The organism is Mangrovivirga halotolerans (assembly GCF_026241165.1).
Taxonomy (GTDB): domain Bacteria; phylum Bacteroidota; class Bacteroidia; order Cytophagales; family Cyclobacteriaceae; genus Mangrovivirga; species Mangrovivirga halotolerans.
In genome coordinates, this window is record NZ_JAPFQN010000012.1 from 90,949 (window position 1) to 103,099 (window position 12,151).

At 34.8% G+C, this 12,151-nt stretch carries 11 protein-coding genes; 9 read left to right on the forward strand and 2 right to left on the reverse strand.

Annotated features, from left to right (window positions below; all coding sequences use genetic code 11):
* Positions 1-204 precede the first annotated feature (204 nt).
* From OO013_RS18650 to OO013_RS18675, 6 genes are all read left to right on the forward strand, one after another.
* Complete coding sequence (locus OO013_RS18650) at positions 205-1,197, forward strand: aspartate-semialdehyde dehydrogenase (protein ID WP_266058516.1); 993 nt, start codon at positions 205-207, stop codon at positions 1,195-1,197.
* 1 nt (position 1,198) lies between these two features.
* Positions 1,199-2,389, forward strand: a complete 1,191-nt coding sequence (locus tag OO013_RS18655) for a THUMP-like domain-containing protein (protein WP_266058517.1) — start codon at positions 1,199-1,201, stop codon at positions 2,387-2,389.
* Between the two features lie 76 nt (positions 2,390-2,465).
* Positions 2,466-4,013 (forward strand): tetratricopeptide repeat protein, encoded by a 1,548-nt coding sequence (locus tag OO013_RS18660; RefSeq protein ID WP_266058518.1) that lies wholly within the window; start codon positions 2,466-2,468, stop codon positions 4,011-4,013.
* Between the two features lie 96 nt (positions 4,014-4,109).
* Positions 4,110-4,904, forward strand: coding sequence for an amidohydrolase (locus OO013_RS18665; RefSeq protein WP_266058519.1), 795 nt, complete (start codon positions 4,110-4,112; stop codon positions 4,902-4,904).
* 18 nt (positions 4,905-4,922) lie between these two features.
* Positions 4,923-6,383 carry a TonB-dependent receptor gene (locus tag OO013_RS18670; protein ID WP_266058520.1) on the forward strand — a complete coding sequence of 487 codons (1,461 nt, stop codon included), beginning with the start codon at positions 4,923-4,925 and terminating at the stop codon, positions 6,381-6,383.
* Between the two features lie 123 nt (positions 6,384-6,506).
* Positions 6,507-7,070 (forward strand): NUMOD4 domain-containing protein, encoded by a 564-nt coding sequence (locus OO013_RS18675; RefSeq protein WP_266058521.1) that lies wholly within the window; start codon positions 6,507-6,509, stop codon positions 7,068-7,070.
* Here OO013_RS18675 and OO013_RS18680 read toward each other — a convergent pair.
* Both OO013_RS18680 and OO013_RS18685 read right to left on the reverse strand, forming a co-directional pair.
* Complete coding sequence (locus tag OO013_RS18680; RefSeq protein WP_266058522.1) at positions 7,067-7,411, reverse strand: hypothetical protein; 345 nt, start codon at positions 7,409-7,411, stop codon at positions 7,067-7,069. The genes OO013_RS18675 and OO013_RS18680 overlap by 4 nt on opposite strands.
* Complete coding sequence (locus OO013_RS18685) at positions 7,412-9,436, reverse strand: T9SS type A sorting domain-containing protein (RefSeq protein WP_266058523.1); 2,025 nt, start codon at positions 9,434-9,436, stop codon at positions 7,412-7,414.
* Between the two features lie 111 nt (positions 9,437-9,547).
* On the opposite strand from OO013_RS18685, the gene OO013_RS18690 reads away from it, so the two are divergent.
* From OO013_RS18690 to OO013_RS18700, 3 genes are read left to right on the forward strand one after another with little or no spacing between them, the layout of a single operon-like run.
* Complete coding sequence (locus OO013_RS18690; protein ID WP_266058524.1) at positions 9,548-10,846, forward strand: UDP-N-acetylmuramoyl-tripeptide--D-alanyl-D-alanine ligase; 1,299 nt, start codon at positions 9,548-9,550, stop codon at positions 10,844-10,846.
* A complete protein-coding gene (locus OO013_RS18695) occupies positions 10,846-11,697 on the forward strand; it encodes a hypothetical protein (RefSeq protein ID WP_266058526.1) in 852 nt (283 codons plus the stop codon). Before OO013_RS18690 ends, OO013_RS18695 begins: the two co-directional genes overlap by 1 nt.
* 9 nt (positions 11,698-11,706) lie before the next feature.
* Positions 11,707-12,150 carry a DinB family protein gene (locus tag OO013_RS18700; RefSeq protein WP_266058528.1) on the forward strand — a complete coding sequence of 148 codons (444 nt, stop codon included), beginning with the start codon at positions 11,707-11,709 and terminating at the stop codon, positions 12,148-12,150.
* Position 12,151: the final 1 nt, after the last annotated feature.

The window sequence follows — 12,151 nt, forward strand, 5'->3', positions numbered from 1 at the left end:
GCAGAAAGCAGATAATACACATTATCCGTTTCATTATTTTGTAAAAGGTGTTTTAGTTGATAAAAATTTGCTGAATTCGTAAATCAGCTACCGTTAATTATTACAATTTCAAAAGTTGATATCCTATCCGAAATATAGCTAATTATTAGACAAAAGTTAATTACGAAGTGTAATTTTGCAGTTCAAAAAATAAAATTTAATACAATGAAAATAGCAATCGTTGGCGCTACCGGTCTTGTCGGAACAGAAATGTTAGCTGTTCTCGAGGAAAGAAACTTCAAATTTGATGAAATGATACTAGCAGCATCTGCAAGGTCTGCTGGTAAAGAAATTAAATACGCTGGTAAACCGATCAAGGTGATGACCATTGAAGATGCGATCGAAAAGAAGCCTGACATTGCGATTTTTTCAGCCGGAAGTGGCCCTTCTTTAGAATATGCGCCAAAATTTGCTGAGGTAGGAACTTTTGTAATCGACAATTCATCCGCATGGAGGATGGACCCAGATAAAAAACTAATTGTCCCTGAAATCAATGCTAATGAATTAAATAGCGAAACCAGGATAATTGCTAATCCAAATTGCTCTACAATACAAATGGTGCTTGTGCTTGCTCCTTTACATAAAAAATATAATATCAAACGGGTTATCGTTTCGACTTACCAAAGTGTTACTGGCACTGGTAAGGCAGCTGTAGATCAATTAATGGGAGAAAGAGAAGGCAAAGATGTCGAAAAAGTCTACCCACATAGAATTGATATGAATGCATTACCTCATATCGACGTTTTCATGGATAATGGTTATACCAAAGAAGAAATGAAAATGGTTAATGAAACTAAAAAGATCCTGGGAGATGATTCAGTTAAAGTTACAGCTACGGCGGTAAGACTTCCTGTAATGGGAGGACATTCTGAATCTGTAAACATTGAATTCACTAATGAATTCGAATTGGAAGAAGTGAAAAATATTCTTTCTGAAACACCAGGCGTGATAGTTAAAGATGATCCGGCAAATAATGTTTACCCAATGCCTATTGATGCTCATAAAAAAGATGATGTTTTAGTAGGTAGATTGAGGAGAGATGAAACACAAGAAAAATCACTTAATTTATGGGTTGTTGCAGATAATCTTAGAAAAGGAGCTGCTACAAATGCCGTCCAGATAGCAGAATACCTGGTTTCTTCAGGCCTTGTGAAATAGTATGTATAAAATCACAGATAAAAAAGTGCAGGATTATTTAAGGAATAACCTTAATGAAGATCCTGCACTTTTTGCTTTAAAATCTCCTCCTTTTCAGGGTATTTCTTCCGCAGAATTAAGTACTCAACTAAAAGGACTTCAGGTAGCTCAATCAAAGCTTCCGGATTTTTTCAGTAACTATAATATCAAATACCCACCAAAAATCTCTCTTGAGCAGTGTAGTTCTCAACTAACTGCAAAATATAAGGTAAGTCTTATTGGTAGTGGAAACAAAATGGCCGATCTGTCAGGAGGATTTGGAGTTGATTTTTATTATCTGAGTGAAAAATTTGATGAATCATTTTACATTGATCCTAATTGCGATCTGCTTGAAATAGTAAAGTCAAATATTTCATCTCTAAGCAATAAAAGCAGAAAATACTTTTGTATGAAAGCAGAGGATTTTCTGAATAAAAACAACGATAATTTTGACTTAATTTTTGTTGACCCTAGCAGAAGATCAGTAAAAAATAAAAAGGTAGTGCTATGGGAAGATCTTCTACCAAACCTTATTGAACTTTATCCAACTTTAAAAAAAACCACTAAAAAAATATTGATCAAAGGATCTCCTATGATCGATATTACCAGTTGCATAAATGCGTTTCGGGATACTACAGAAGTGCATGTAATTTCTGTGGATAGAGAAATAAAAGAAGTGGTCATATTAGTAGACTTCGAAAGGCCAACTGAAGACCCATCTATTGTTTGTTCAATTCTTAGTAATTCCGGCGAATTTATAAAACACTATAATCTGTCAGATCTCAAAGAGAAAGTTGATACTATTGGCCCGGCATCAAATTATCTTTATGATCCGCATCCCGTTTTTTTAAAAGCAGGGGTAGAAAATAAATTGTCTAAATCTTATAGCTTAAAGAAAATCGCTCAGAACACTAATTTTTATACTTCTAGTGAATTAATAGAAGGTTTTCCAGGTCGGATTTTTAAAATAGATAACAAACAAATTTCCAGCTTGAAAGAAATATCAAAACACATCGTGGATAAAAAGGTTAATGTCATAACAAAAAATATTCCAGTCACCCCGGAGGAAATATTAAAAAAAATAAAAAAGAAAGCAGGAGGAACTAAATGGCTGATTGCATATAAAAACCATACGAATACTAAAACTTATAATATATGCACCAGGGTTCAATGACAAAAAGTGTCAATTATTTGCTCGTCATTTAAATAATTTGTAGTTTTTATTCTATTTTTTGAACACAATACGGCCTATGCCTATTTTTTTAAGAATAATATTTGTTATAACTGTCTTCAACCAAACAGTATTCTCCCAGGAAGATTTCCTATTAAATGCACAAACGGGAAATAGGGAAGACATAACTGCCCAGATTGATAGCATCAATAATGTTGCCTTTTCTACTGTAATTTCAAACCCTGACTTAGGGAGAGAAATGGCTCTATCTGCCAATGCGCTTGCTACAGCTTCAAGTTATAGAAAAGGGCTTGCAAGAAGTTATAGTATCATTGGTAGTTCATACTGGTCAGTTGGTATTTATGATGTCGCACTAAAGAATTATTACAAAGCTATCGATATTTATGAATCCATAAATGATCATAATGGAATAGCGACCAATTATAATAATATAGGTGAAATTTTCAGGAAACAAGATAATCCCGATATTGCAGCCAAATTTCTTGACAAAGCATATTTTACTTATAAAAGAATTGAGAATGCAGAGCCTCCATTAATTCTTCTCAATAATCTTGGCGAAACACTCATTGAATTAAAGAAATACGATTCCGCTAAATACTATTTTGAAAAATTAATTGGGATTGATACGCCAGATAAAGAATCTCTAAGAAAATTAGCTTATGGATATCATAATCTAGCCAGGGTAAATTTTCATCAAGAAGACTTTGAGGAAGGTCTTAGGAATGTAAAGGAAGCTATTCAATTAAGAATAGAAATTAATGATACACGAGGTTTAAGTTCCTCCTATTTACTCCAAGGAGATCTATACCTCTCTTTGTATAATCCTAAGGCAATAGATTCTTATTACGAATCAATGGAGCCGGCAGTAAAAATAGATGCATTAGATCTTCAAAGGGATATTTATAACAAACTGTCTCAATTTTATGAAATTCATGAACAATTTGACTCAGCTTTGTTTTATCAAAAGAAATTAGCAGAGGCAAATAATAAACTTTTTAATCTGCAAAAAACAAATCAGATCAATGAGTTAACTGCCAAATATGAAAGTGAAAAGAAAGAACAAGAAAACACACTCTTAAAAAAGCAAAACCAACTTGCTCAGGAAACTAACAAAACTCAAACAACTTTAATTTGGGTAATTGGAGGAATTGGATTGATTTTATTGCTTTCATTTATAAAACTGTTTTTAAATCACAATAAAATCAGGAAGTATAACAAGCAACTAAACCAAAAAAATTACGAGATTCAGATTCAAAATGAAGAGATAGAAGTTCAGGCAGAAGAATTACGATCTCTCAATGAAATGCAAACCATGGTAAATTATGACCTGGAGCAAAAAATTAATGAAAGGACACAGGAATTAAGAGAGAAAAATCATACTCTGGCGAAGTATGCTTTTTATAATGCTCATAAATTACGTGCTCCTGTGGCAAGTATTTTAGGATTAATCGACCTTATCCTTCGAACAAACCTTTCTCAAAAAGAAAGCGAATTAGTCAATAGTTTAAAAAAATCTGCTAATAAGCTGGATGAGGCTATTCATGAAATTAAAGACATACTTCAGGACGAGGAAAGAAAAAAGGAAATTCAGGAAAATGAATTATAATAGATACAAATTTATTACCTCCTTACCCTAAATTCATAAAGAATATTGTAGGTTTGCATAATATAAATAACCAGAGGGAATAAACTCACTGAAGGCATGCACGACCTTCGAATAACGGTCATACAATCCAAACTTTATTGGCATCAGCCCGATGCAAACAGGGCGATGTTTGAGGAAAAAGTCTGGCAAATCAAAAATGGCACCGACATAATCATTCTACCCGAAATGTTTACTACCGGATTTAGCATGGAAGCTATTCACCTTGCTGAAACCTTAAATGGTCCGACCCATAAATGGATGAAACAAATTGCCTCTCAAACAAAAGCCTGTATTACAGGAAGCATTATTTGTAAAGACGGCGCCGATATTTTCAATCGCTTATTATGGGTATACCCGGATGGTAAAACTGAGTACTATGACAAGCGGCACCTCTTTTCTATGGCTAAAGAAAACACCCGTTTCTCAGCAGGAAATCAGCGCTTAATAGTTGAATACAAAGGTTGGAAGATCTGCCCAATGATTTGCTATGATCTAAGATTTCCTGTTTGGAGTAGAAATGTCAAGAATCAAAACGAACTAGTCTACGACCTTTTGATCTACGTTGCTAATTGGCCTCAGGTAAGAGTAAACGCATGGGAATCCCTATTAAAAGCCCGTGCGATTGAAAACTTGTCCTATTGTATTGGCGTTAATCGAGTAGGAGACGATGGAAATAACGTCCCTTATTCAGGGAGTTCCATGGTATTAGATCCTAAAGGAGAAACTACCTGGTATAATGATGGTGAAGAAATGATTCATGAAGCTACACTATCAGGAAACGATCTGTTAAAATTCAGAGATAAGTTTCCAACCCATCTGGACGCTGATAATTTTGAAATAAACATTAATTGACCCATATAGAGCTAACCGATGAGTGAGTATAGAAAATTAACTACTAAAGAAAAAGCTTTAAAAATAAATCTGGATCCCTATGTATACGGTTCATTTGCCGAAATAGGTGCGGGTCAGGAAGTTGCTGCACAGTTTTTTAAAGCCGGTGGGTCGAGCGGGACTGTTGCTAAAACTATGTCCGCTTATGATATGCAATTTAGTGATGCAATTTATGGCAAGTGCAAAAGGTATGTTTGTGAAGCCAGATTGATGCAAATGCTAAATAAAGAGTACGGCCTCCTCGCAAAAAGGCTAACTCAACGAGTACCAAATACCAAATTTTTTGCTTTTGCAAATACTGTTGAAACTCTTAACTATAAAAAAACAAATGAAGGACATGGGTGGATAGGATTCAGGTTTCAGCTTTCCCCTGAAAGTGAACCTAATGATTGCATTATTCATGTCAGACTTAATGACCATGACCTTCAGCGTCAACAACAAGCTCTTGGAACAATTGGGGTAAACCTTATACATTCTTGCCTCTATGTTGCTGTAGAACGTGACCCTGAAAAATTCCTCGAATCTCTTGTAGAAGGACTGTCAAGGGAGAGGGTTGAAATAGATATGTTTAAAATCACAGGGCCGGATTTTAAAAATGTCGACAACCGATTAATGAGTTTAAAACTCGTTAAAATTGGACTATCTGAATTGGCAATGTTCGGACCAGATGGTAAAACTATGCAGCCATCTGAAACTCTATACAAAAAGAATATTCACGTTTTAAGAGGCAGGTTCAGACCAGTAACTTATGTAAACATCGATATGTTTATTAAAGGACGTACCCAGTTTGTTAAAGAACCTGATGTCGATCAGGATAAATTGATAACTGTTGCAGAACTGACCCTGAATGACCTGACTTCAGATGGAACTATAGATGATAAAGATTTTCTTGACCGCGTAGATATATTATGTAGTCTGGGCACAACAGTTTTGATATCAAACTATCAAAAATATTTCAGACTGGTTTCAAGATTGTCCAAACTTAACAAGAAAAGGAAAATTGGAATCACTCTTGGAATCTATAACCTTGAACGTGTTTTTGATGAAAGCTACTACGAAGATCTCGATGGCGGAATCCTGGAATCTTTTGGAAGGTTATTTGGCAACAATGTCAAATTATATGTTTATCCCGCGATAAAAAAGGACAATGAAGAGATTTATACTCTGGAAAACTTTAAAGTGCCCAAAAACCTTACTGGGCTATTTAATTATTTGGTAGAAAACAATAAATTAGAAGCCATAAATTCTATAAGAGAGGATTTACAAGAGTATTCAGAAAATGATCACGTATTAGAGATGATCAAAAAAGGAGAGCCCGGATGGGAAAAAATGGTCCCAAGTAAAGTTGAGAGAGCTATCAAAGATAACTGCCTTTTTGATTATCCATGCGAAGTTATAAATGAAAAAGTTGAAGTAAAAAAAGAGTCTGAAAACAGATAGTTGATTTCATTTTTTTAATGTGAAGTTTCAGACAAGAGTTGAATTGCTGCTTGATTGTTGGAACAATTTTTGTTCGCATAACTATGTGATAATATTTAAGTGTGTGTGTAATTAATAAGAAAAATGGGAACTGCTGAAAAGGATTATTGGAATGAGGAATGGAAAAAACTGACCTTTGATGACATCCATCCGGATGAACATTATGAAATTTCCAATTATGGCCGTGTAAAGTCTTACAAAACAAAAAAAGAAGGTGCTATAATCAAAGGCTCCAGAATTAAAGGTTATCGTACGATTACGGTAAAAAGAGATTCTGGTAAGCTTATATCCAAATATATCCATAAGCTTGTTGCTGAACATTTTATTCCAAATAATGATCCGACTCGCATAAATGTTATTCACCTGGATTATAATAAGGAAAATAACTATATAAATAACCTCAAGTGGGCTACTCGTGAAGAAACCGGTATGCACCAAAGAGAGAATCCTACCTTCAGAAAGGTTATTAAAAATCATCGTCCTTATGCAAAGCTTTCTGAAACTGAAGTCTTGCGAATTAAGAAAATGCTTAAAAGAGGAAATACCAGGTTAAAAATGATTGCAAAACAATTTGGTATCACTCACACTCAGTTAAACAGAATAAGAAGTGGTGAAAACTGGGGGCATGTAAAAATAGAAGATGATTAAAATTCCTTTTTAATTATATTCGAACAGATCTTTTTTATCAATGCTTCAGATTTTTCTGAAAGCCTAGAATACTCTATCCTGTCAATCTTGGCTCTGTGATTTTTAAGTATCCTGATAAATTTAAATAGATCTTTTTCAACAGATTCTGAAGCTTTTTGATTTTCAATAATTACGCTTACTATTTCAGCTTCTTTCATTAGGGTAACCAAATGAACTGAGAGCTCATTGCCGGAATAATTATCCAAGCTCAAGTCACAACTTGAAGGTTGACCAATCTTGTGTATCATATCCAAAGGATCGTCCAAAATGTAGTATTTGATTCTTAGATGATTATTCCCCATTTATTTAAGTTTTATCATTTTACCAGTCATTACCCTGCCCGCTTCGGTAACTGCCCTGATAAAAAAGATACCACTTGAGGAGAATTGACTAAAATTTAATACCCGGTCTTTCTTAAAGGAATTATCTTCATAAATAAGCTTTCCACTCAAGTCGAAGATTTCTATAGTATGATTTTCAGTAAATTTCACGTTTAAAGATTTATCTGTTGGTACAGGATAAATACTAAGAGTTTGCCCATTTACGGGACCATTTTCCAAAAAGGAAAGATCAATATTTTTAAAAACTAATCCCCCTTCTTTAGTTCCAATGGCAAGTATCGGTTTTTCAATACCTGTTGATGAAATAGAATAAATTCCCTTGACCAATCCAGTTAATTCTCGGCTTTCAGAGGCATCACTAGTTACATTACTATAAAAACTGAAATTACCATTACGATCTGCTAATAAAAGATCCAGCCCGAGGCTATTATCCCATTGCGCAAAAGAAAACACCCTTTGTCCCTTTAAGGCATCCAGTCCCATTCCTTTAAATTCTTCTTCAGAAATAGAATATTGATATCCTTCAGAAGTTTCAACCCCCTCATATAATGAAACTTTACCACTAGTACTTGTTTTCCATACTTCTGGCAACCCATCAGTATCCCAGTCAAAAAAATGTAAGGATTCAGAAGTGAAAAAGGACAAGCCTTCTATTAGTTTAGTTTCCTGGGCTCCACGAACATCTCGCGCATAATTAATCACATTAGAATTATCAATTAATCTGTATCCGAAAAACACATCCGTTTTGCCATCATTATCCATATCAGATACTTGAGTAACAAATGACCGAATATCAAGTTGAGGTGCCGTAAAACGATATATTTCTTCATCAATAAATACTCCATCTGATTCATAAACTCTTTTTACAACTCCATCCATATTTAAATCCATATAAGAAACTAATGCCTCAAAAGGTTCATTAAGTTCAGATAAAATTGTCCAATATGTTTTTTCTCCATAATCAAGACTTTGTTCTTGAATGAACTCATCATTGACCAAAATATAGGTTCCTTCTATATTTTTATAAAGCCTGACACTTTTTGAAAAGTCATACTTAAAACCTTCATTGGTAAATACATTTGGGACTAATACCAAAGAATCTGATAGCCCTTTGTTCCAAAGATATGCAGCCTGAAAACCCTCGGCGGGTTCCATTGGCCAGGGATACTCTGAATTACTAAAAACAGGTTGTTCCTCAGACCCGAAATTTTTTAAATATGCTATAGACTGACAAAATTCATCGCCATAGAGCATATCCTTAACGCCATCATTATCAATATCCGCTATTAATAAAGACTTACCTCCGGCATGTAATTCCCTTCCGTTAGTGTTACATTCCTGGTCTAATGGTATAAGCTCACCACAGCCACAATCCTGAATGTTTCCCCAAGTCCTGGTTTCTCTCATCATAGCAAGGGTATCCGTTCGACTGTAATTCTCCACCGCCATATTCCTGTGGTATTCGATAGTGCCGGTTCCTGCAAAATGAAAAGTAAATAAGTCCATATCACCATCATTATCATAATCCACAAGGGCTGGTATATCAGTACTATTAACCTGTAAATTAATGTTTCCAGTAGTGCCAATGGTAAATAAAACCTCTGTATATAGTTCAAATGATAGTTCTTCGGCAGATGTATTAAGGTATACTGAAATGCCAAAAGGTGATTTTGTAAAAAGATCTTTTCTCCCATCGCCATTAAAATCATAGGAGACCACCCAGTTTCTAAGGCCTTCAGGAAATGCAGATCTATATTCAGGTGCATATTTATAATCATTCCCCATATTAATATAGGGCATTAGCTTTCCGCTGGTTTTTTCAAAAAACAAAACATCATCGATGCCATCACGATCCAGGTCTATCCGATTTACCAACGGTGAATTCATCCCCCCTGAAAAAAGATTTTTGGCATTATTTAAATCCCCATAAGGCAGATCCTCCTCATTAAAATCAGCTATATCCTGTCCCATCGTAGATAAACTCATAAAAAATGTTATAAAGGACAAAACAATGATTGAATGCTTCATTTGAGAGTTAATGTTTTAGTAAATTTCCGAAAAATTAATCAATAACCTGTAAACCCAATCAATATTAGGATGGTTACTGTCGAAAAACTACACGAATTATATTTACAATGTCATAATGGTGTAGGTACTGATACACGAAAAGACCTCAACGGTCAAATGTTTTTTGCATTAAGAGGACCAAATTTTAATGCTAACCGACTTGCATCACAAGCTATAGAAAATGGCGCTTTATTTGCTATAGTTGATGACAAGGACTATGCCGATAATGAAAAGGTTCTTTATGTTGAAAATTCATTATCCACCCTCCAGCAGTTAGCTAATAACCACCGAAAAACATGGGGTTTCCCGGTTTTTGGGATTACAGGCAGCAATGGAAAAACAACCTCCAAAGAATTAATAAGAGAAGCTCTTTCACCCAAATATAAAGTTTGGGCTACTCAAGGCAATCTAAATAATCACATTGGTGTTCCTCTGACTATCCTGAATTGTCCTCAGGATACAGATTTTGCTATAATCGAAATGGGTGCTAATAAAATAGGAGATATTGCAGAGTTAACTTCGATTGCTTCACCTGATTATGGTTTGATCACAAACATTGGTAAAGCACATACCGAAGGTTTTGGAGGTTTTTATGGAGTGATCAGAGGTAAATCTGAACTTTATCAGCATTTATTGGAAAATGACGGTACTGTTTTTATAAACAGTCAGGATGAAATTCTGGCTAACATGTCGAAACGATTTAAGTCACCGGTATTTTACCCTGGGAAAACCGACTATTTTCATTGTGATTTTATAGATGCCAATCCTTATGTTAGGTATCAGCCGGAGGAAATGGATATTCAGGAAAGTAACATGCTGGGTAGCTATAACTTTATAAATATTTCGGCTGCTCTTTGTATTGCTAAATATTTTGATGTCAACCTTAAAGAGGCTTGTAAAAAGGTAAATAATTACCAGCCGGCAAACAACCGTAGCCAGGTTATTCACTCTGCTTCAAATACAATAATTATGGACGCTTATAATGCAAATCCTTCATCCATGGAAGCAGCACTGGAAAACCTTAAGGGCATGCCGGCGGATAATAAAGTTGTAATCCTTGGTGACATGAACGAATTAGGAGAAACTTCTGAGGAAGAACACAAAAAAATAGGAGAATGGCTAAATGACAATAATATCTCTAAAGCTTTTTTTGTGGGAGACAAAATAAAAATTGCTTCAGAAGTTTATGATTCAGGCATGACATTTGAAGATACTGACTCATTGGAAAATTATTTAAAAGCTAATCCGATAACTAATTCGCTTGTGCTGGTTAAGGCCTCCAGAAGTATTGGGTTAGAAAAGTTAGAACAAATTCTTAAATCAAGTTGATGAAGTATTTAACTGCTTTCATACTATTATTATTTAGTTGCCATTTTTCATGGGGCCAGTCGTGGACAAATGAACAGGAAAAACTATTTCTACAATCATGTGAGAGCAAATGGGGTGACGCGCTTGGTAATGAAACCAAAAGTTTCTGTTCATGTTCATTAGATAAAGCAAAAATTATTTTCACCTCATTTAAAGCCTCCATAAGAGCTGATGCTTCTCAGGCTTCTTTGGTGTATAAGGGCTGTCTGGATGGTCATCCATGGCCTGAAAAAGAACAGAAAGAATTTATGGATGACTGTAAAGCCAACAACGACGGAGATGAAAATTTTTGCAGTTGTATACTCGAAAAACTAGGCAACCTGTACCCTACTCCGGAAATAGCTGCTTCTATTTCAGATGTTGAAGTTAATGACATCGCTGAATCCTGTCAGTTTTCAGCGGAATGGAGTAACGAAAACAAAGCTGCATTTCTGGAACAATGTAAAAATACGTATTCCGAAGTTTATAATTCCTCGCGTACTGATAGATATTGTAATTGTGTTTTAGATGAATTGCAATTGCTTTTTGAAGATTATAACGAGATGAATAAAAGCCTTACTCAACAAGGCCTTGAATCCATTAAGTCAAAATGCCTGCAACCCGATTTTTCTCAGTGGACTCCTGAAATAGAAGGTTTGTTAATTCTTGATTGCCAAAAAAATGTTGAGGGAGAAATTGGCGACAGAAAGGGGCTTGAATATTGTCGTTGCTTTGTTGAAGAGGCCAAAAACAGGTTTGATACTCCCGAAGACTTTCAAAAAGCAACCTCAAAAGAATATCTTGCACTACGTAAATATTGCTTCCCCGACTAATTAACTCTTATGGAAAAGCTCCTTGAATTTAACTTTGAATTGAATAATACTTTTTGCGACTTCACCGTCCAAAATTTAAGTTACAATGATAAAATCAAGCGACTTTTATCGCATATTATAAATGCTCAGGATATTTGGATATCCAGAATTAAAAATGAAATGTCTTCTTTAGAAATATGGGAAGAACATTCTCCTGAAGACCTAAAGAAATATAATGAACTTCATCTTGAGAAGTTTAAAGAGATAATTTCATCAAGAAACTACGATGAAACAATCAGTTATAACAGTCTGTCAGGAAAACCCTATACCACCTCAATCGAAGATATCTTGACTCATGTGGCTTTTCACGGTACCCACCATCGAGCCCAGGTTGCACAAATACTATCTGAAAATGGAATAAAACCTCCAGCTTCTGATTATATTTATTATATCAGAAAAGCTAAAACAACATAAA

Coding starts and splice junctions, on each gene's coding strand:
- OO013_RS18650 (WP_266058516.1), top strand. CDS start 205: ATGAAAATAGCAATCGTTGGCGCTACCGGTCTTGTCGGAACAGAAATG.
- OO013_RS18655 (WP_266058517.1), top strand. CDS start 1,199: ATGTATAAAATCACAGATAAAAAAGTGCAGGATTATTTAAGGAATAAC.
- OO013_RS18660 (WP_266058518.1), top strand. CDS start 2,466: ATGCCTATTTTTTTAAGAATAATATTTGTTATAACTGTCTTCAACCAA.
- OO013_RS18665 (WP_266058519.1), top strand. CDS start 4,110: ATGCACGACCTTCGAATAACGGTCATACAATCCAAACTTTATTGGCAT.
- OO013_RS18670 (WP_266058520.1), top strand. CDS start 4,923: ATGAGTGAGTATAGAAAATTAACTACTAAAGAAAAAGCTTTAAAAATA.
- OO013_RS18675 (WP_266058521.1), top strand. CDS start 6,507: ATGGGAACTGCTGAAAAGGATTATTGGAATGAGGAATGGAAAAAACTG.
- OO013_RS18680 (WP_266058522.1), bottom strand. CDS start 7,411: ATGGGGAATAATCATCTAAGAATCAAATACTACATTTTGGACGATCCT.
- OO013_RS18685 (WP_266058523.1), bottom strand. CDS start 9,436: ATGAGTTTATCTACGATGGGACAGGATATAGCTGATTTTAATGAGGAG.
- OO013_RS18690 (WP_266058524.1), top strand. CDS start 9,548: ATGGTTACTGTCGAAAAACTACACGAATTATATTTACAATGTCATAAT.
- OO013_RS18695 (WP_266058526.1), top strand. CDS start 10,846: ATGAAGTATTTAACTGCTTTCATACTATTATTATTTAGTTGCCATTTT.
- OO013_RS18700 (WP_266058528.1), top strand. CDS start 11,707: ATGGAAAAGCTCCTTGAATTTAACTTTGAATTGAATAATACTTTTTGC.